Genomic DNA, 18,580 nt, shown 5'->3' on the forward strand with positions numbered 1-18,580 from the left:
GAGGACGATGAGCGACCTGGCGATTATCCTTCTATCTGTCTCATGCTACGTCATCGGCGGCATATCCGGCATGGGCATCATGCTGGTGCTGAAGCAGGCCAAGCGCGCCGACGCGCGGATCGATGCCCGGATCAGGGCGAGACGGATGCTGACGCCCGATCTTCAGGCGGCGTTGCGGTCCTGGAAGTCCAGCACGGTCAGATAATTTGCGAGCCGGTTCGCCTCCAGCGAAGCGATCAGCCGGTTCTCGTGATACGGAATGACCAGATCGGCCAGCGCATTGCTCCAGGGCGCGTCGAGATCGAACAATACGCCTAGCCCGAACACCGCGGGCACTTCGGCATAGGCGAGTTCGCGCCCGTCTGCATTGCGCTCGGCGATGAAGTCCTCGACCGCCGTCTTGACGCCGTTCTTCGGGCCGCCTTCATGCAGAGCCATAGCGAACTGGCCCATGCCGCGAAAACCGCGATGGGGCAGAAGGTCGGATTCCCCCGGCGTCGTTCCGCCCTCATAATTGTGGGGTAACAGATATTCGGCGGGGATTTGCTCCGGCGCATAATACATGTCGCGACGCCCGGCGGGCCAGGCGACGTCGTGCATGAATGCCAGCATTGGTTTGCCGTCGCGCTGGCACAGCGCGTCCACATTCTTCAACTCATGATAGACGGTGAACCAGTTATGGTCGCCGTCGATGATCCATGCGTCGACATCGGTAAGGTCTTCGAATGCCGACAGGCTGGGCTTGGCGATGTGCCGGACATGTTCGGCGCCCCTCACCCAATCGAGGAACTCCTGTTTTGGCGAAGGATCGATGCTGATCAACTCGCCACCCGCCTCCGATGCGAAATCGGCAAGCGTTTGTGACATGCCGCCGAATTCCGCGCCAATCTCGCAGATGCGTTGAACATGGGCGAGGGCAAGACCCTCGACGATGATGTCGGAAAATTCGGACATGCTGTGAATCAGGAGATTGGGCATGGTCAGGCTGCTTTCTGGATGGCGTTGGATAGAGCGGGACGCGATACGACCGGGCGGAACACGATGCTGAGCAGCAGGTTGCGGCCCGGCGCGCTGATCGGCGGCTGGATCAGCATGAACCCGGCTTCCGACTGGCAGCGATACAGTCCGGCGGACACTTCCTCCATCGCGTCGAACAGCGGATGGGCGGCGATCGCGCCTTCGGCGGCCTTGGGCTTCATATAATCATCGACATAATGGAAGCTGGCTTCCTCCACCTGCACCCACTCGAAATGCTGGCCGAGCTGGATGCCCGCGCTATATTGGCCTTCGCCGACCGGGATCATCGCCTGATAATAGCCCTCGCTGGTGGGATAGGCGTCGATTTCGATCTGCGCATGGCTGGTCTGGTCGATCAGGATCACCGGCAGCTTCATCGCGCCGACGTCGAAATCCGCTTTGCGCAGGTCGAGGCCGAAACGGCGGGTCGAGAAGATGGACAGGTTGAGCGGCAGGCCGTGCCGCTGCAATTCACCCGGCAGATAGGCGCGCATCGCGTTCTTCACATAGAAGATGCCGCGGCGGCGCAGACCCTCGGTGGCGGCTGCGGTATCGACGAAGCTCACCATATCCTTGGTGCCAAGGTTCACGTCATGATGGAATGTCTCCAGCAGCGCGACTTCGCTTTCCATCGGCAGGAACAGCAGGCGGGCGAGCGCCGCGCCGGCCATGCGGCGGCGGCATTCGGCGTCATCGGACATCGGCGCTTTCACCAGCCCCGTCCCTACGCCGCGCACAAACTCCAGGCAGGCGCGCTGCGCCCGGTCGCGATTCTCGCTCTGCGCGCCCTTGACGCCTGCAGCGCTGCGGACCGGCGAACCGTCCGGCTTGTAATCGACGACAGACCCCTGCGCGAGCGTGCAGAGCTGCTCGACGATGGCGATGGATTCGGACAAAGCGTGCAGCGCCTTGGAATCGTGATTTCGGGTGTCCATGTAGCCGCGCTTGTCGAGGCCGGACAGGAAGGTCTCGCGCAGCAGCAGGTACCGGCCGGATACTTCCAGATCCATGCCTTGGCGAAGCACCGCCTCGACAGCGTTCTGCACCGAGCCGTTATAGCCAAGATCGACCAGCATGACCGCATCGCCGCGCTCGACGCCGTGGCTGGCGAGGTGCGCGAACAGCCGCTTGGCGAAGTCGCCGGAGCGGTTGACGATCTTGCGGACGTTGGACGGCTCCAGCACGCTTTTCAGGAAACCGCGCTTGCTGGCGTTGCGGCAGAGCTTGGTCGACTCATCGCGATTGAACAGCATCTGCTTGGCGAAGGTCGCGAACTGCGCCGTGTCGATCTCCGGCGCCAGATAACGCTCGATCGCCGCGGCGTCGGTGAAGCTGGCGGCGGTGGCGGTGAAGCGGCTGAGTTCGACGGAAGCGATGCGGTCCGCCCAGTCGGGGAAGGCGGCGGCGAAAGCCTGCGCGGGCAGGTGGCCGTCGCGCAGCAGGAACAGCAGCTTGACCGGGCGGCCGGTGGCGGCGGCCATCGCGTCGGCCTCCTCGCGCAGCCAAAGCGCAAAGCTGTGCATGATCGGGCCGAGAACGTCATGGCCCAGCGTTTCCACCGCGTCGCATTCGTCGCGCAGGGAAATCTGCGCACGATGCGGCTGCAGGGCGGGATGCTTGTGCCGGACGGCCGGGTCCAGGATCGTCGCCGCGACGGCTTCAAGCCGCAGGCGCTGCTCCGCCACATCGTCAAACTGTTCCAGATGGACGGTGTTCACGCCCAGCTTCGCAGGCGCGATGCGGTCGGCCATATGGTTGTCGCCGACATGCAGGATGGCCGATGGCGAAATGCCAAGGTCCGCGAGGACATGGGTGAACAGGCCACCGGCCTTGCTGACCCCATATTCGCAGGAGCAGAAGATGCGATCGATCATGTCAGCGACCGGCTTGCCCGCCGCCGACGCGATCAGCGCGCGAAGCTGCGGTTCGGAGAGATAGGTGTCGGACACGATGATGACCTGAAGCCCGCGCCGCTTGGCGTCGACAATCAGGTCGCGGGTCGGCGCGAAGGCGAAGCAGTGATGCGCCTCGGCCGCCAGTTCGGCCTCGATGGCGGCGGCGCGCGCGGCGTCGTCGGCGTCCGGCATCAACGCGCCGTAGATTTCCTCGATCGTGACTTCATCGCGGCCATTGATGAAGGGCAGGCTCTTGCGCGCCTTGATCTCGCCCCATGTGCGCGCCTCGATACCGCCGCCCGGAAAGGGCAGGTCGGCGAATACATCGACGGGCAGGTTGACGTTGCGCCAGATCAGCGTGTCGAAACAGTCAAGCGACAGCATGCGAATGGTCGGCGGCGCGTCGGCCAACAGGTTGGGCAGCGCGGCGGCACGGACGGCGGTCTTCATCAATCTCAGTCCCCTGGCAGGCGCAAATGCGGGCGTCCCGGCATCGCGCATGGTTCAGGGAGTATTGAAGATCAGGGTTATGAAATGGTTAATGCCACGCGGATTTGGCGCAAATTCCTTCGGAGTTTAGTGAAGTAAATGACTTTATCTCCGTTCGCCCTGAGCGAAGTCGAAGGGCACTGCCGAACGAAGTGAGGCACTTCGCGTTGCTCAGTGTGGCCCTTCGACTTCGCTCAGGGCGAACGGAGGTGGCTAAGCCAGCACATCCTCAACGCCCAGACCCTCGGTCTTGCGCTCCGCCGCCTGCCGCCGCCACATCGTTGCATAGAGGCCGTCCGCCGCCAGCAATTGCGCATGCGTGCCGCGCTCCACGACCACGCCCTGATCCAGCACGACGATCTCGTCCGCCTCGACGACGGTGGACAGCCGATGCGCAATCACGATGGTCGTGCGGCGGCGGCTGATCTCGCCCAGCACCTCCTGGATCGCCGCCTCGGTCCGGCTGTCCAGCGCGCTGGTGGCTTCGTCCAGGATCAGGATCGGCGGATCTTTAAGCAGGGTGCGGGCGATGGCGACGCGCTGCTTCTCGCCGCCCGACAGTTTCAGACCGCGCTCGCCGACCCGCGTCTCATAGCCTTCGGGCAGCGAGAGGACGAAGTCGTGGATCGACGCGCCCTTCGCCGCCTCCTCAATCTCCGCCTGCGTCGCGCCCGCGCGGCCATAGCCGATATTATAGCCGATCGTGTCGTTGAACAGCACCATGTCCTGCGGCACGATGCCTATGGCGTCGCGCACGCTGTCCTGCGTTACCGCCGCTATATCCTGCCCGTCAATCAGGATGCGGCCGCTCGTCACATCATAGAAACGGAACAGCAGCCGCGCGATGGTCGATTTGCCGGCGCCCGACGGGCCGACAACGGCCAGCGTCTTTCCGGCTGCTATGGTGATGTCCACGCCCTTCAGGATGGTCCGCCCCGGATCATAGCCGAACAGCACAGTGTCGAACCGCACTTCGCCGGACGTCACCTGCAATGGCGGCGCGCCGGGACGGTCGGTCACTTCCTGGGGCGTATCGACCAGCTTGAACATCGCCTCCATGTCGATCAGGCCCTGCCGGATCGTGCGGTACACCATGCCGAGCAGGTCCAGCGGCCGGAAAAGCTGGGACAGCAGCGTGTTCACCAGCACCACGTCGCCGGTGCTGAACATGCCCCGGCTCCAGCCCCAGACGGTATAGCCCATCGCGCCCGCCATCATCAGGTTGGTGATCAGGGACTGGCCGATATTCAGCCATGCCAGGCTGTTCTCCGACTTCACCGCCGCCTTGGCGTAGAGGCGCATGGAATTGCCGTAACGGGCCGCCTCCCTGTCCTCTGCGCCGAAATATTTGACGGTCTCGAAATTCAGCAGGCTGTCCACGGCATGGGCGACCGCGCCGGTGTCCAGGTCCACCATGTCGCGGCGAAGCTGGTTGCGCCATTCGGTCACCATCCGGGTGAACCAGATATAGAGGCCGACCATCACCAGCGTCGCGACGACCAGTCCCGGACCGAACTTCACGAAGAAGATCGCACAGACCGCCAGCAGTTCGACGATCGTCGGCGCGATATTGAACAGCAGGAAATAGAGCATCGTGTCGATGCTTTTGGTGCCGCGCTCCACGACCTTGGTGACGCCGCCGGTCTTGCGATTGAGGTGAAAGCGAAGGGAAAGGCGATGGAGGTGCGCGAACACATGTTCCGACAGGCGGCGCGTCGCTTCCTGCCCGACACGCTCAAACACCACATTGCGGATATTGTCGAACGCGACCGCGGCGAAACGCGCGCCCGCATAGGCCGCGACCAGCGCGATCGCCAGCGCCGCCCCCGGCTCCATGCCCGGCGCCATCCGGTCGATCGCCGCCTTGTAGGCGAAGGGCATGATGAGACTGGTGGCCTTGGCCGCCAGCACCAGCAGCATGGAAAACACCACCCGGCGGCGCAGCGCCGGTGCATCCTTCGGCCAGAGATAGACCAGGAAACGGCGCAGCGTCGCCCACGCCGGCGGTGCGGCCTTATCGGTATCTGGCTGATCGGGAGGCATTGGGGGGATTTAGGTTACCGGGGCAATAAATCCAACCTTTGTCATGCGCCCTATCAACAGGTTTAACGGAGGTGCTCCTGCGAAAGCAGGAGTCCAGTTCGGACCGTGGGACTAGGCTCCTGCTTTCGCAGGAGCACGCCGAGATTGGGGCAATCTTAAGAGCGCGATTTTCTCAATCCCGCAGCAGGTCGTTGATCGCCGTCTTGGATCGCGTCTGCGCGTCGACCCGCTTCACGATGACGGCGCAGGCCAGGTTCGGGCCGGGCGTGCCGTCCGGGAGGGGCTTTCCGGGCAGGCTGCCGGGCACAACGACCGAATAGGGGGGCACTTCGCCGATAAACACTTCCCCGGTGGTGCGATCCACGATCTTGGTGGTGCTGGTGATAAAGACGCCCATGGAGAGCACCGATCCCTTGCCCACGCGCACGCCCTCCACGACTTCGGACCGGGCGCCGATGAAGCAGTCATCCTCGATGATCACCGGGTCCGCCTGTAGCGGCTCCAGCACGCCGCCAAGGCCGACGCCGCCCGACAGGTGGACATTCTTGCCGACCTGCGCGCAGCTTCCCACCGTCACCCAGGTATCGACCATCGTGCCCTCGTCGACGAACGCGCCGATGTTGACGAAGCTGGGCATCAGGATAACATTGCGGGCGATATGGGCGCCGTGACGCGCGAAAGCGCCGGGCACGGCACGAAAACCGGCGGCGCGGAACTGGGTCTCGCCCCAGCCGGAGAATTTGGAGGGGACCTTGTCCCACCAGAAGGAGCCGCCGGGTCCGCCGGGGATGAGCGCATTGTCGTTCAGCCGGAACGACAGCAGCACGGCCTTCTTCAGCCACTGGTTCACCTGCCAGCCGCCATCGACCTGTTCGGCGACGCGCGCCTTGCCCGCGTCAAGCAGGTTCAGCGCCTCCGCCACGGCTTCACGTACCGCGCCCTGCGTGGACTGGCCGATATTGGCGCGGTCTTCCCATGCGGCTTCAAGAGTGGTGATAAGGGAATCGGTCATGTCAGGCTCCGGTGATATCGCCGATGAACGGCGTCAGATGGTCGGTTTCGAAATCAATGAAGTCGGGATGCGCGTCCACGGTGCCGGCCTCGGACCCGTTATTGACCCAGATGGTGGTCATGCCGATCGCCTTGGCGGGTTTCAGGTTGCGGGCCATATCCTCGAAAAACGCCGATCTGAAAGGGTCAAGGCCGTGGGTCGCGCAGAGGGCGGCATAGCCGGACGGGTCGGGCTTGGGGATATATTGGCAGGCATGGATGTCGTGGATCAGCTCGAACGCGCCGGACAGGCCGAGCTTGTCCAGCACCCTCTGGGCATAAGGCTCATCGCCATTGGTGAAGATCAGGCGGCGGCCGGGCAGGGCGGCGATGCCCGCGTTCAGGGCGGGATCTACTTCAAGCCGGTCGAGCGAAATATCGTGGACGAATTCCAGAAATTCCCGCGGATCGGTGCCGTAATGCGCCATCAGCCCCGACAGGGTCGTGCCATGCTCCATGAAATATCGTTTCTGGACGGCGCGCGCCTCAACCGGGTCGCAGCCGAGCAGGCCCTGGATGAACTCGCCCATCTTCACGTCGATCAGGCCGAACAGGTCCGCCTTTGCCGGATACAGCGTGTTGTCCAGGTCGAAGACCCAGGCGTCGATATGGGCGAGGTCTGCGCGCATGGCGGCGCGGTATCCGCGCATGCCGCGCAGGACAAGCGAGAAGCGCAAAATATTCTTCAGCATTTGGCGTTAGGGAAACGCCATCCATCACGAACGGAACTGACATTCATGCCGAACAGCCATCGTTTCCCCAGGCGTTATTCCGTTCTCGCGGCGATGCTGGCGACATGTGCGCTGTCCGCCTGTGGTGGAGGGGGCGGGGCGGTCAATTCGACGCCCACTCCAACGCCGACACCCACACCTACGCCTGCCCCAACCCCGGCTCCGACGGCCACCAATTTCGACACCAGTGAATATCGGCGGTCGGATGGCCCCTCCGTACATGGCGCCATCACCGCTTATCAGGCCGGCGCGAGCGGGGCGGGCGTCACGGTCGGCGTCATCGACAGCGGCATCGCCACGGCCAATGCGGAATTTACCGGCAGGATCAGCTCCGCCTCCCGCGACTTCGGGGGAAGCGGCACGGTCCAGGACCAGGGCGGCCACGGCACCGCCGTCGCGACGGTCCTGGCGGGCGCGCGCAACGACCGGTTGATCATGGGCATGGCATGGGGCGCAACGGTTCTGGCGCTGCGGACCGATACGCCAAACACCTGCAATTCCATCGGATCGGGTTCGCAGGATTCGGGCTGTTCCCACAGCACCACGGCGATTGCGCAGGCGCTTGACCATGCGCGGGTGAATGGCGCGAAGGTCGTCAATATTTCGCTGGGCGGCGACAGCGGCGCGCCGCCGACCCTTGCCGCAGCCATTGATCGCGCGACGGCCGCGGGCATGGTGATCGTGGTGTCGGCGGGCAATGACGGGCGCGCCGCGCCGGACGCCTTTGCGGCGTCCTTCGTCAACCCTGCCATTGCGCGCGGGCAGGTGATTATCGCTGCGTCGGTGGACGCCAATGGCGCGCACAGCAGCTTTTCGAACGGCGCACAGGGATATGAGACCGCAACCCTGTCGGCCCTTGGCAAGAGCGTGCTGTCGCAGGATCAGAATGGCGTGAACTATCTGTTCGACGGCACATCCTTCTCCGCGCCGCAGATCGCCGGCGCGGCGGCGCTGCTTGCGCAGGCCTTTCCCAATCTCTCGGCCGCCCAGATCGTGCAGCTCCTGATGTCCAGCGCCACGGATGCGGGCGCATCCGGCGCGGACTCGGTGTTCGGCGCGGGCATATTGAATGTCGCCAGGGCCTTTTCGCCCGTCGGATCGACCAGCCTTGCAGGATCGGCGACGCCGGTGTCGCTCAGCGCCAACGGATCGCTGTCCGCGCCGATGGGCGATGCTTCGGAGGTCGGCAGCATGAATGCGGTCGCGCTCGACAGTCTCGGCCGGGCCTATACGATCGATTTCAAGCCATCGCTCCGCAGCGACACGCCTGACCTGACCCTCGCCCCCGCGCTGCAGATCAGGCAGCGCAGCTTTACCGCCGATAGCGGCCCGGTGTCCGTCGCCATGAACATCGCGCCGGGGCGCGGCAGCGCGGCGGAGGCCAGCCGCCTGATGCTTTCACCGGAGGACACGCAAAGGGCGCGGGCGCTTTCCGGGTCGATCACGATGCGGATGGGGCAGGCGACAACCATATCGCTGGGTTTCTCGGAAGGCGCGGGCAGCTTGACCGCGCGGGTCGACGGCGCAAGCGGTCCGGCCTTTCTGGTGGCGAACGGAACGCGGGGATCATTGGGTTTCGACCGTGTTGCGGGCAGCGGCTTTGCCGTGCGGCATGATGTCGGCGGCGGCGTGGCGCTGACGATGACGGCGGAGCAGGGGCATGCATGGCGCACCGCCTATCGCGATGTCGAAACGCCATGGGACCAGCGCCGCAATGACGGCTATACCGCGTTCGGGGCCAGCGCGGAAAAGCGCGCCGGGGCGCTGCGCCTGTCCTTTGGCGCAACCTATATGCGGGAGGAGGGCACCCTGCTGGGCGCGCGCTTCTCCTCGCTGATCGGAGCCGCCGCCGGGAAAAGCCTGTTCCTCGACAGCGGCGTCGCGCTGGAACCCGGCAATGGCTGGCGGCTGGGCGCCATGTTCCGGCAGGGTTTTACGAGCGGCGGCGGGGCTGACCTGCGCACCAATGCCTGGTCGATCGATGGCGAAAAGCGCGGGGTTCTGGATCGCGACGACCGGCTGGCGGTGCGCATCTCCCAGCCGCTGCGGGTGGAATCCGGCGGCATCGGCCTGCGCCTGCCAACCTCATATGATTATGCGACGCACAGCGCGACCTGGACGATGGAAACGATCAGCCTCGCCCCGCGCGGGCGGCAGATCGATGCGGAAACGGTCTATGCCCGTCGGCTCGGCATGGGATGGATCACCACCAACGCCTATTGGCGCAAGGACAGCGGCAACCTCGCCTGGTTTCCGGATGAGATTGGCGGCGCGTTGCGGTACGTGATGGAATTCTAGGAGGGTCTGGGAATTGCGTACTCCTGCGAAAGCAGGAGTCCAGTTCAAACGCCGGGACTGGGTTCCTGCCTACGCAGGAACACGCCTCCCGATAAAACGGGTAAAGCCTAAACCGTGAAGCTCTCGCCGCAGCCGCAGCTTCCCTTCGCGTTGGGATTGTTGAACACGAACCCGGCGGTGAAATCATCCTCCACCCAGTCCATCGTCGACCCGATCAGATAGAGCACCGACGCGCCGTCAATGTAGAAGGTGCCGCCGGGCGTCTCGATCTTCTCGTCAAACTTCGCTTCCTCGGTCACATAGTCGACCGAATAGGCAAGGCCGGAACAGCCTCGGCGCGGCGTGGACAGCTTCACGCCGATCGCATCGGCGGGGGCCTTCGCCATCAGGTCGGCGATGCGCTGCTCCGCGCTGGACGTCAGGATGACGGCGGCGGGGCGGGCGCGGGTCTTGGTTTCGGTGCTCATCACAGCATCCCCAGTTCAAGCTTGGCTTCGTCGCTCATCTTCGCCGGGTCCCATGGCGGGTCCCAGACCAGATTGACCTCGACATCGCCGACGCCGGGGACCGCGCCAACGCGCAATTCCACCTCGGCAGGCATGGATTCCGCCACCGGGCAGTGCGGCGTCGTCAGCGTCATGGTGACGACCGCATGTCCGCCCTCGGTGATGTCGACGCCGTAGATCAAGCCGAGATCATATATGTTCACCGGGATTTCCGGGTCGAAAATTTCCTTCAGCGCATCGATCACGCCCTCATAGACATCGCCGCCCGGCTCTCCCTGGGCTGCGGTCGCGGGCTTCTGGTTCAGGAAGCCGTCGAGATAATCGCGCTTGCGCTCCATCGTTTCCCTTGGCGTTTCGTGCGCCGTGTCCACGGCGTCGACGCGCGCCTTGGGCGGCGCTTCCACGCCGTCGACTTCCTCGACGATGATCTTTCCCTCTCCGTTCATCCGAAGATCTTCCTCACTCGCTCGATCCCGCGCACCAGCGCCGCGACATCGCTTTCATCACTGTAAATTCCAAAGCTCGCGCGCGCCGTCGCCTCAACGCCCAGATGCCGCATCAGCGGTTGCGCGCAATGATGCCCGGCGCGGATCGCGACGCCTTCCTCATCCAATATGGTGCCTGCATCGTGCGGATGCACCCCCTCGATCTCGAAAGACAGAATGCCGCACGAATCTTCCGGCCCGAACACGCGCACGGAGTTCAGCTTGTGCAGCGCATCGCGCGCCTGCCCGACCAGAGCACATTCATGGGCGTGGATGACGTCCAGCCCGATCGCCTCGACATAATCGATGGCGGCGGCAAGGCCGACCACGCCAACAATATGCGGCGTGCCCGCCTCGAACCGGGTCGGGGCCGGGGCGTAGGTCGTCTTTTCGAACGTCACCTTGTCGATCATCGACCCGCCGCCCTGATAGGGGGGCATGGCGTCGAGGATTTCCTGCCGCGCCCACAGCACGCCGATGCCGGTGGGACCGTAAAGCTTGTGCGCGGAAAAGACGTAAAAGTCGCAGCCGAGCGCCGTAACATCCACGGCAAGGCGCGGAACCGCCTGGCACCCGTCGATCAGGATTTTCGCGCCAACGCCATGCGCGATCTCCGCCGCGCGCCGGACATCGAGCGGCGATCCAAGCACGTTCGACACATGGGCCAGTGCGACCAGCTTGTGCGCTGGCGTGATCATCGCCGACATCGCGTCGAGGTCAATCTTGCCGTCCTCCGTCAGCGGCACGACATCGATCTGCGCGCCTGTCTTTTCCGCGATCAACTGCCAGGGTACGATATTGCTGTGATGCTCCAGCACGGAGAGCAGGATGCGGTCCCCGGCCTTCAGGTTCGCGCCGCCCCAGCTTTGCGCGACTAGGTTGATGCCTTCGGTCGCGCCGCGCACGAACACGATCTCGGCGTCGGACTTTGCACCGATGAAGCGCGCAACCTTCCGCCGCGCGGCCTCATAGGCCAGCGTCATGTTCGCCGACCGGGAATAAACGCCCCGATGCACGGTGGCGTAGTCCGCGCCATAGGCCCGCGCGATCGCGTCAATCACGGCCTGCGGCTTCTGCGCGGTGGCGGCGGTATCGAGATAATGCCAGTCGGCGATACCGGGGAAATCGGCGCGGTAATCCATAACTCCGTTCGCCCTGAGCGAAGTCGAAGGGCTCTGCCGAACAGAGTGAGGCACTTCGCTGCGCTCAGTGGAGGGCTTCGACAGGCTCAGCCCGAACGGAGGAGACATATTCTCGCTCACGCCAACTTCTCCAGCCGCGCCAGCGCCGCTGTTTCCAGCGTCTCCCGCACGCCCTCGTCCGCCACGCTGTCGAACACGCCCGCGATGAAGGAGCGCAGCAGCAAAGTCTGCGCCACGGCCGGCTCCATGCCGCGCGACGCCATGTAGAACAGGGCGGCCTTGTCCAGTTCGCCGACCGTCGCGCCATGCGCGCATTTCACGTCGTCGGCGTAGATTTCCAGTTCCGGCTTTGCATTGGCCGTCGCCGTGCGGTCCAGCAGCATCGCCTTCACCGACTGCGCCGCGTCCGTCTTTTGCGCGTCGCGCGCGACAGCGATCTTGCCCAGATAGCTGCCCGTGGCGGTCTGGCCCAGGATCGACCGGATGGTCTGCACGCTGGTCGCATTGGGCTTGGCATGGGTGACGGTGGTGACAATCTCCAGCGTCTGGCTGCCCCCGCCGATGATCGCGCCGCCCAGCTCGAAATGCGCGCCATCGCCCAGCGTGACGTCCAGCGTGACCCGGCCCAGCCGTCCGCCGCTGTTGAGGATATGGAAATGGCACGATGCGCCATCGGCGACCGTGATCACATAGTCATGGATGGCGACGTCCGTATCGGCGGCATCCTGCAGCAGGTGATGATGCGCGGTCTCACCCGCCGCCACGTCGATCTGCGTCGCGGGCGCAATGGGCCACACGCTCTTGACGGCGTCCAGGTCGCTGTACCGCCACGCCTCGTCGCGGCGGGTGGGGAGGGCGAGGCTATTCACTGCCCACTCCTCCGTCATCCCGGACTTGATCCGGGATCCATGAGCGCAAGCATATCATGGCCATGCGAGGGAGAACCAATAGATCCCGGATCAAGTCCGGGATGACGATGTGGATTGTGGGCGATGGAATGCTCACGCCGCCAGCACCTCGGCATAGCCTTCGCGTTCCAGCTCCAGCGCCAGCTCCGGCCCGCCGGACTTCACGATCCGCCCGCCGGCAAGCACATGCACGAAGTCCGGCTGCACATAATCGAGCAGGCGCTGATAATGGGTGATCAGCAGCACGGCCTTGTCGGGCTTCCTCATGATCGCGTTGATCCCCGCGCCCACGGTCTTGAGCGCGTCGATGTCGAGGCCGCTGTCGGTCTCGTCGAGGATCGCAAGCTTGGGGTCGAGGATGCCCATCTGCACCATCTCGTTCCGCTTCTTCTCGCCGCCCGAAAAGCCGACATTCACCGGACGCTTCAGCATGTCCATGTCGAGGCCGAGCAGGCCCGCCTTCTCCTTGGCGATCTTGATGAACTCGCCGCCGGACAGCGCCGCCTCGCCCCGCGCCTTGCGCTGGCTGTTCAGGCTCTCGCGCAGGAATTGCAGGTTCGACACGCCGGGGATTTCGACCGGATATTGAAAGCCCAGGAACAGCCCTGCGGCTGCGCGCTCATGCGGGTCGAGTTCGAACAGATCCTGCCCGTCGAACGTCGCCGATCCGCCAGTCACGTCATAACCGGGCCGCCCGCCCAGCGTGTAGGCCAGCGTCGATTTCCCCGCGCCGTTCGGCCCCATGATCGCATGGATTTCGCCCGCATTGATGCTGAGCGTCAGGCCCTTCAGGATGGCCTTGCCGTCAATGGCGTTGGTGAGGTTGGTGATTTTGAGCATTCAGCTTCTCAGTTCCGCAATAATGTCTTCAATTGCGTCACCCCGGACTTGATCCGAGGTCCCGCTATTCTCTGTGGCTGTGCATGAGGAAGCGGGATGCCGGATCAAGTCCGGCATGACGGGGGTGAAAGCGATGAGACTCATCCAACCGATCCCACAAAGCCGCTTCCGAGCCGCTTTTGCCGCTCGATGATGGACCGCATCGGCCGTTGCTGCTCCCTAACCTTCGCAAACCCATTTGCGGTCAGCGACCCCACGCATCCTTCCTGCGAAATGCAAAGCAGCTTGCCGCGCATCGGCACTTTGTTGCTGGGGCGGGCGCATGTCACACCCTTGCTGCCAAAATCACAATGGAGAGAGCGATGGGCGGAATTACCGTAAATGGGGTGCTGTTGTTTTTGGGCGCGACGGTTTTGCAGATGATCGGCACGACCCTGCTGCCGGCGTCGCGCGGGCTGACCGTGCCGGTGCCCTCGGTGATCATGTTCCTGTGCTTTGGCATCGGGTTTGCGATCCTGGCGCGGTTGATCGCATCCGGCATGTCGCTCAGCATGCTGATCCCGCTCAACACGCTGGTCCTCACCATCGGGTCGATCGCCGTCAGCATATTGCTCTATAAGGAGAATGTGCCGCCGACCAAGCTGGCGTTGCTTGCCGGGTCGGGCGTCATGCTTGCGCTGGCCTCCCGCATTTAGGCTCGCATTTAGGGCTGTCTGGGGGATCATCCGACTGATCCCTCCAGCGAAATGCCGAGCAGCTTCTGCGCCTCGACGGCAAATTCCATCGGCAGTTGCTGCAGCACTTCCTTGGCGAAGCCGTTGACGATCAGGCTGACCGCGCTCTCCTGATCCAGCCCGCGCTGCATCGCGTAGAACAACTGATCATCGCTGATCTTCGATGTCGTCGCTTCATGCTCGATCTGCGCGCTGGGGTTCTTCACCTCGATATAGGGCACGGTATGCGCGCCGCACCGGTCGCCCAGCAGCAAGCTGTCGCACTGGGTGAAGTTGCGCACGCCCTCCGCCGACGCCGCCACGCGGACCAGTCCGCGATAGGTGTTGTTGCTGCGGCCCGCGCTGATCCCTTTCGACACGATGGTCGACCGAGATCCCTTGCCCAGATGGATCATCTTCGTGCCGGTGTCGGCCTGCTGCATATTGTTGGTCAGCGCGACCGAATAAAATTCGCCGACGCTGTTCTCGCCCGCCAGCACGCAGGACGGATATTTCCAGGTGATCGCGCTGCCGGTCTCCACCTGGGTCCAGCTTATCTTGCTGTTCTTCCCCTGGCACAGCCCGCGCTTGGTCACGAAATTATAGATGCCGCCCTTGCCCTCCGCATCGCCCGGATACCAGTTCTGGACGGTCGAATATTTGATCTCCGCATCGTCCAGCGCGACCAGCTCGACCACGGCGGCGTGCAACTGGTTCTCGTCGCGCATCGGCGCGGTGCAGCCCTCCAGATAGGAGACATAGCTGCCCTTGTCGGCGACGATCAGCGTCCGCTCGAACTGCCCGGTATTCTCCGCATTGATGCGGAAATAGGTGCTGAGTTCCATCGGGCAGCGCACGCCCTCCGGAATGTAGACGAAGGTGCCGTCGGAAAAGACGGCGCAATTCAATGTGGCGAAATAATTGTCGTGCATCGGCACGACCTTGCCCAGCCACTTCTTCACCAGCTCGGGATATTCGCGCACCGCCTCGCTGATCGAACGGAAGATGACGCCCGCCTCCTCCAACTCCTTGCGGAAGGTGGTGGCGACGCTCACGCTGTCGAACACCGCGTCCACGGCGATCTTGCGGCTGCCCTTGACCCCGGCCAGCACTTCCTGCTCGGCGATGGGAATGCCCAGCTTCTGATAGGTGGCCAATATTTCCGGATCGACCTCGTCGAGAGAATTCAGCTCCGCCTTCTTCTTCGGCTCGGCATAATAATAGGCGTCCTGATAATCGATGGCCGGGACGTTGAGCTTCGCCCAGTCCGGCGCTTCCATCTTCTGCCACATGGCGAACGCCTTCAACCGCCAGTCGAGCAGCCATTGCGGCTCCTTCTTCTTGGCGGAGATGAAGCGGACGGTATCCTCGGTCAGGCCCTTGGGCGCGAAATCCTGCTCGATGGCGGACGACCAGCCATGCTCATAGACCGACGCGCGGTCGGCGGCTTCCTGCGCCTCGCGATTGCGGAATGTGGTGCTGTCGTCGGTCATAGAGCTATCTGTTCTGCTGGCGTTTCGATTTCGCCCGCGCCGGTAAAGGATGGCGTCGGCGCGGCGGGCACGTCCCGCGAAAGGCTGGCGATCGTCACACTCGCCAGCGCGGCGCGGACTGCATGATTTGCGGCGCTCATATGCGGGCGTACGCGGCAGTCCTGTTCCATATTGCAGTCATGCGCGCCATGGTCGCTGCAGGCGGTCATGGCGATCGGCCCTTCGACCGCCTCAACCACATCGGCCAGCGTGATGGCTGCGGGCGGGCGCGAAAGCCGCACGCCGCCGCCCGTGCCCCGGCTCGATTCGAACAGGCCCGCCGCCGACAGCCGGCTCACCAGCTTCTGCGCGGTGGGCAGGGGGATGCCGGTTTCTGCGGCCAGCGTGGTCGCGTTCATCCGGGCGCCGCCGCAATGGCGCGCGGCGGCGGACATCAGCACCACGGCATAATCTGCGAAACTGGAAAGCTTCATGCCTTACTGCAAACCATTCTCAAATCGGATCGAATCAATCCGATTACGCATCTGGTCTCGAAGGCACGGAAAATCAAGACTGTTTACGGTGGCGCGGGGCCAAGCGGAGCTATCAGCTTATACGGTTGATTTCCGCCACCGCGCCGATCATCGCGCGCCGCTGCAGGGTCAACCGGGCGACGGGCGACGGGTCCGTCTTGAGCTGATGCGGGGTAAAGCCGATGAAATGCTTGATCTCGCGAATGAAGTGGGACTGGTCGTAAAAAGCGCCCTCCACCATCTCCATCCAGTCCTGATGGTCCAGCCCCAGTTCCGCCGCGCACCGCAGCGCGCGGAATTTGCGCGCCAGATATTTGGGCGGTGCGCCATAGAGCCGGTTGGCGAGGCGCGCGGCCTGACGCGACGACAGCCCGGTGGCCTCGAACAGCGCCTCCACGCGCGGTGACGCATCACCGGCCAGCCAGGCGTCGCACTGGGTGACGAAGGCGACATGGGACGGCGGCGGGGGCTTCAATTGCGCCGCCAGAAAGGTCCAGAGCATTTCCGCCGCCTGCGCTGGGTCGTCCATCTCGCGGAATGCGTGCAGCAGATTCTGCGGCTCCTCGCCAAAGATATCCGCCATGTCCGCAACCCGGTCCGCCAGCAGATTGGCGTCCTTCAGCCCCAGGGCGATCCAGCCCAGCGGCAGGATCGATACGCCGAATGCCTGCAGCGGACCGTTCACGATCATCCGGGTCGCGCCCAGCGTGGTGCCCAGCAGGCAGCATTCTGGCGTTTGCGCCTTCGTCCCGTCCTGAAAATGATAATCGCCCATCCCGGCCATCATGAACCGGAACTGCGGAAAATCGGCGCGGGTGACGTCCGACACCAGCGGTTGGTCCGCCGTGAACAGATAGGACGGCCCAAAGCGGCTTTTCAGCGCCGCTGGCGGAGGGAAATAGGTAAGGTCGGTAAGACCAGCGGGGTTGGGATCAGGGAAATAATGCTGCATCTAATATTTCCGAAAGGAAATGGCGTGTTGCTGCTCTGTGAAGACTTGAAAATTAACCATGTTTCCCAAGCGGAACATTGCGCGGCGTAATGAGGATTCGCAAGGTGTTCTGCCGCTTTGCCGGGTTCGGCCGCGTAATTATCCGAAAACACATGAAAAAAAATGGCCCGGAGGGCATGGAGCCATCCGGGCCAAGTAAAAGGTCTCTTTAGTCGGGTGACCAAGAGCCCTTCGGGTCGCAGCAGCGCTCTACTGCAGGTGATTCTCACTTTTATTGGATGGATTCGACATTTGCGGCCAATGCGAACCGAAAATGTGCAGTGCAGCGAAGGATAGTTGCTTTTACGTGTCACTTCGGCACATGAGTTGGCGCTTTTGTGACAGAATCCAACGGTTTTGGTTCTAATTTTTTCCATTAAGCCGTCTGAAAGGACAGCATGGTTTACCCTTTTTTCCGCCCTGTGCTGTTTCTGCTGGATGCCGAGCGGGCGCACCGGCTGACCATCGCCGCGCTTAGGGCCATGCCGGCGGGTAATCCGGGGCCTGCGGACCCTGTTCTGGCGAGCCATGTGGCGGGCATCGACTTCCCCAATCCGGTGGGTCTGGCCGCCGGGTTCGACAAGGATGGCGAGGTCGCGCACAAGATGCATGCGCTGGGCTTCGGCTTCGCGGAACTCGGCACGCTGACCCCGCTTCCGCAGGCGGGCAATGCCAAGCCCCGGCTGTTCCGGCTGGTGGAGGACAGGGCGGTCATCAACCGCATGGGCTTTAACAATGGCGGGCAGGAAAGCGCGGCGCGCAGGCTTTCCGGCCTTGGCCGGCATGGCGGCGTCATCGGCGTCAATATCGGCGCGAACAAGGATTCCAGCGACAGGATCGCAGACTATGCCGCTGGCGTGCGCCGCATGTCGCCCTTCGCCGATTATCTGACGATCAATATTTCCTCGCCCAATACGCCGGGCCTGCGCGCGCTGCAGGACAAGGGCGCGCTGGACGACCTGCTTTCCGCCGTGATGAGCGCGCGGGGGGATGATCGCACGCCCATTTTCCTGAAGGTCGCGCCGGATCTGGAGCCTGCCGATGTGGACGATATCGCCGCCCTTGGCATCGCGCATGGGCTGGATGCGCTGATCATATCGAACACCACCATATCCCGCCCTGCATTGCGCTCCGCCCATGCGGGCGAGACAGGCGGCCTGTCCGGCGCCCCGCTTCGCGATCTGGCGCACCAGCGGCTGCGCGATTTCCGTTCGGCCACGGGCGGCGCAATACCGTTAATCGCCGCGGGCGGCATCGCCAATGCAGAGGATGCCTATGCTCGCATCAGGGCCGGGGCGGCGCTGGTCCAATTCTACAGCGCGATGGTCTATGAAGGCCCCTGGCTGGCGCGCAGGATCAATGCGGGGCTGAAACGCCTGCTGGCACGGGATGGCTTCGCCAATGTGGCGCAGGCTGTCGGCGCGGATGCTTAGCATCTGCAACAAAAAGGTTGCGGGAGGAAACCCG

General features: G+C 63.7%; 17 protein-coding genes. 4 read left to right on the forward strand and 13 right to left on the reverse strand.

All coding sequences use genetic code 11. The annotated features are described in order from the left end of the window. Positions 1-7: 7 nt before the first annotated feature. Positions 8-205, forward strand: a complete 198-nt coding sequence (locus KFK14_RS03015) for a hypothetical protein (protein ID WP_212609829.1) — start codon at positions 8-10, stop codon at positions 203-205. Here the strand turns inward: KFK14_RS03015 and KFK14_RS03020 are convergent. The 5 genes from KFK14_RS03020 to KFK14_RS03040 all read right to left on the reverse strand — a co-directional run bounded on the left by KFK14_RS03020 (position 163) and on the right by KFK14_RS03040 (position 7,123). Continuing rightward, complete coding sequence (locus tag KFK14_RS03020; RefSeq protein ID WP_212609830.1) at positions 163-978, reverse strand: class I SAM-dependent methyltransferase; 816 nt, start codon at positions 976-978, stop codon at positions 163-165. The genes KFK14_RS03015 and KFK14_RS03020 overlap by 43 nt on opposite strands. A gap of 2 nt (positions 979-980) precedes the next feature. Next, positions 981-3,362, reverse strand: coding sequence for an HAD family hydrolase (locus tag KFK14_RS03025; RefSeq protein WP_212609831.1), 2,382 nt, complete (start codon positions 3,360-3,362; stop codon positions 981-983). A 252-nt stretch (positions 3,363-3,614) separates the two neighbouring features. Continuing rightward, positions 3,615-5,444, reverse strand: a complete 1,830-nt coding sequence (locus KFK14_RS03030; RefSeq protein WP_212609832.1) for an ABCB family ABC transporter ATP-binding protein/permease — start codon at positions 5,442-5,444, stop codon at positions 3,615-3,617. Positions 5,445-5,616: 172 nt separating this feature from the next. Beyond that, entirely contained in the window at positions 5,617-6,456 is an 840-nt protein-coding gene (gene dapD, locus KFK14_RS03035; RefSeq protein ID WP_212609833.1) for a 2,3,4,5-tetrahydropyridine-2,6-dicarboxylate N-succinyltransferase, read from the reverse strand. A gap of 1 nt (position 6,457) precedes the next feature. Next, positions 6,458-7,123 (reverse strand): pyrimidine 5'-nucleotidase, encoded by a 666-nt coding sequence (locus tag KFK14_RS03040; RefSeq protein ID WP_212611008.1) that lies wholly within the window; start codon positions 7,121-7,123, stop codon positions 6,458-6,460. A 108-nt stretch (positions 7,124-7,231) separates the two neighbouring features. Between KFK14_RS03040 and KFK14_RS03045 the strand changes: the two genes are divergently transcribed. After that, complete coding sequence (locus KFK14_RS03045; RefSeq protein WP_212609834.1) at positions 7,232-9,523, forward strand: S8 family peptidase; 2,292 nt, start codon at positions 7,232-7,234, stop codon at positions 9,521-9,523. Between the two features lie 107 nt (positions 9,524-9,630). On the opposite strand, the gene KFK14_RS03050 is transcribed toward KFK14_RS03045, so the two are convergent. From KFK14_RS03050 to sufC, 5 genes are all read right to left on the reverse strand, one after another. Then, on the reverse strand, positions 9,631-9,990 hold the full coding sequence (locus KFK14_RS03050; protein ID WP_212609835.1) for a HesB/IscA family protein: 360 nt from the start codon (positions 9,988-9,990) through the stop codon (positions 9,631-9,633). Further along, positions 9,990-10,475 (reverse strand): SUF system Fe-S cluster assembly protein, encoded by a 486-nt coding sequence (locus KFK14_RS03055; RefSeq protein ID WP_212609836.1) that lies wholly within the window; start codon positions 10,473-10,475, stop codon positions 9,990-9,992. Before KFK14_RS03055 ends, KFK14_RS03050 begins: the two co-directional genes overlap by 1 nt. Beyond that, positions 10,472-11,656, reverse strand: a complete 1,185-nt coding sequence (locus KFK14_RS03060) for a cysteine desulfurase (RefSeq protein ID WP_246524834.1) — start codon at positions 11,654-11,656, stop codon at positions 10,472-10,474. The genes KFK14_RS03055 and KFK14_RS03060 overlap by 4 nt, the downstream gene beginning before the upstream one ends. Positions 11,657-11,772: 116 nt before the next feature. After that, positions 11,773-12,525, reverse strand: a complete 753-nt coding sequence (locus KFK14_RS03065) for a SufD family Fe-S cluster assembly protein (RefSeq protein WP_212609837.1) — start codon at positions 12,523-12,525, stop codon at positions 11,773-11,775. 132 nt (positions 12,526-12,657) lie between these two features. After that, positions 12,658-13,404 (reverse strand): Fe-S cluster assembly ATPase SufC, encoded by a 747-nt coding sequence (sufC, locus tag KFK14_RS03070; protein WP_212609838.1) that lies wholly within the window; start codon positions 13,402-13,404, stop codon positions 12,658-12,660. 362 nt (positions 13,405-13,766) lie between these two features. On the opposite strand from sufC, the gene KFK14_RS03075 reads away from it, so the two are divergent. After that, complete coding sequence (locus KFK14_RS03075; RefSeq protein WP_070154374.1) at positions 13,767-14,099, forward strand: SMR family transporter; 333 nt, start codon at positions 13,767-13,769, stop codon at positions 14,097-14,099. Positions 14,100-14,125: 26 nt separating this feature from the next. Here the strand turns inward: KFK14_RS03075 and sufB are convergent, their stop codons facing one another. From sufB to KFK14_RS03090, 3 genes are all read right to left on the reverse strand, one after another. Continuing rightward, the gene (gene sufB / locus KFK14_RS03080) at positions 14,126-15,610 is read right to left on the reverse strand and encodes a Fe-S cluster assembly protein SufB (protein WP_070154380.1); all 1,485 of its coding nucleotides are present in this window, start codon (positions 15,608-15,610) and stop codon (positions 14,126-14,128) included. Beyond that, positions 15,607-16,083 carry an RrF2 family transcriptional regulator gene (locus KFK14_RS03085; protein ID WP_070154382.1) on the reverse strand — a complete coding sequence of 159 codons (477 nt, stop codon included), beginning with the start codon at positions 16,081-16,083 and terminating at the stop codon, positions 15,607-15,609. Before KFK14_RS03085 ends, sufB begins: the two co-directional genes overlap by 4 nt. A gap of 112 nt (positions 16,084-16,195) precedes the next feature. After that, positions 16,196-17,074, reverse strand: a complete 879-nt coding sequence (locus tag KFK14_RS03090) for a helix-turn-helix transcriptional regulator (protein ID WP_212609839.1) — start codon at positions 17,072-17,074, stop codon at positions 16,196-16,198. A 437-nt stretch (positions 17,075-17,511) separates the two neighbouring features. Here KFK14_RS03090 and KFK14_RS03095 point away from each other — a divergent pair, with 437 nt between their 5' ends. Then, the gene (locus KFK14_RS03095) at positions 17,512-18,546 is read left to right on the forward strand and encodes a quinone-dependent dihydroorotate dehydrogenase (RefSeq protein WP_212609840.1); all 1,035 of its coding nucleotides are present in this window, start codon (positions 17,512-17,514) and stop codon (positions 18,544-18,546) included. Positions 18,547-18,580 lie beyond the last annotated feature (34 nt).

The sequence above is a fragment of the Sphingobium phenoxybenzoativorans genome, assembly GCF_018286635.1.
In the GTDB taxonomy this organism is placed as follows: domain Bacteria; phylum Pseudomonadota; class Alphaproteobacteria; order Sphingomonadales; family Sphingomonadaceae; genus Sphingobium; species Sphingobium phenoxybenzoativorans.

Bases quoted from the DNA above. Each gene is read 5' to 3' on its own strand.
- KFK14_RS03060 (WP_246524834.1), bottom strand. From the start codon at position 11,656: ATGGATTACCGCGCCGATTTCCCCGGTATCGCCGACTGGCATTATCTC.
- KFK14_RS03020 (WP_212609830.1), bottom strand. From the start codon at position 978: ATGCCCAATCTCCTGATTCACAGCATGTCCGAATTTTCCGACATCATC.
- sufC (WP_212609838.1), bottom strand. From the start codon at position 13,404: ATGCTCAAAATCACCAACCTCACCAACGCCATTGACGGCAAGGCCATC.
- KFK14_RS03030 (WP_212609832.1), bottom strand. From the start codon at position 5,444: ATGCCTCCCGATCAGCCAGATACCGATAAGGCCGCACCGCCGGCGTGG.
- KFK14_RS03040 (WP_212611008.1), bottom strand. From the start codon at position 7,123: ATGCGCGCAGACCTCGCCCATATCGACGCCTGGGTCTTCGACCTGGAC.
- KFK14_RS03015 (WP_212609829.1), top strand. From the start codon at position 8: ATGAGCGACCTGGCGATTATCCTTCTATCTGTCTCATGCTACGTCATC.
- dapD (WP_212609833.1), bottom strand. From the start codon at position 6,456: ATGACCGATTCCCTTATCACCACTCTTGAAGCCGCATGGGAAGACCGC.
- KFK14_RS03085 (WP_070154382.1), bottom strand. From the start codon at position 16,083: ATGAAGCTTTCCAGTTTCGCAGATTATGCCGTGGTGCTGATGTCCGCC.
- KFK14_RS03090 (WP_212609839.1), bottom strand. From the start codon at position 17,074: ATGCAGCATTATTTCCCTGATCCCAACCCCGCTGGTCTTACCGACCTT.
- KFK14_RS03025 (WP_212609831.1), bottom strand. From the start codon at position 3,362: ATGAAGACCGCCGTCCGTGCCGCCGCGCTGCCCAACCTGTTGGCCGAC.
- KFK14_RS03075 (WP_070154374.1), top strand. From the start codon at position 13,767: ATGGGCGGAATTACCGTAAATGGGGTGCTGTTGTTTTTGGGCGCGACG.
- sufB (WP_070154380.1), bottom strand. From the start codon at position 15,610: ATGACCGACGACAGCACCACATTCCGCAATCGCGAGGCGCAGGAAGCC.
- KFK14_RS03050 (WP_212609835.1), bottom strand. From the start codon at position 9,990: ATGAGCACCGAAACCAAGACCCGCGCCCGCCCCGCCGCCGTCATCCTG.
- KFK14_RS03095 (WP_212609840.1), top strand. From the start codon at position 17,512: ATGGTTTACCCTTTTTTCCGCCCTGTGCTGTTTCTGCTGGATGCCGAG.
- KFK14_RS03045 (WP_212609834.1), top strand. From the start codon at position 7,232: ATGCCGAACAGCCATCGTTTCCCCAGGCGTTATTCCGTTCTCGCGGCG.
- KFK14_RS03055 (WP_212609836.1), bottom strand. From the start codon at position 10,475: ATGAACGGAGAGGGAAAGATCATCGTCGAGGAAGTCGACGGCGTGGAA.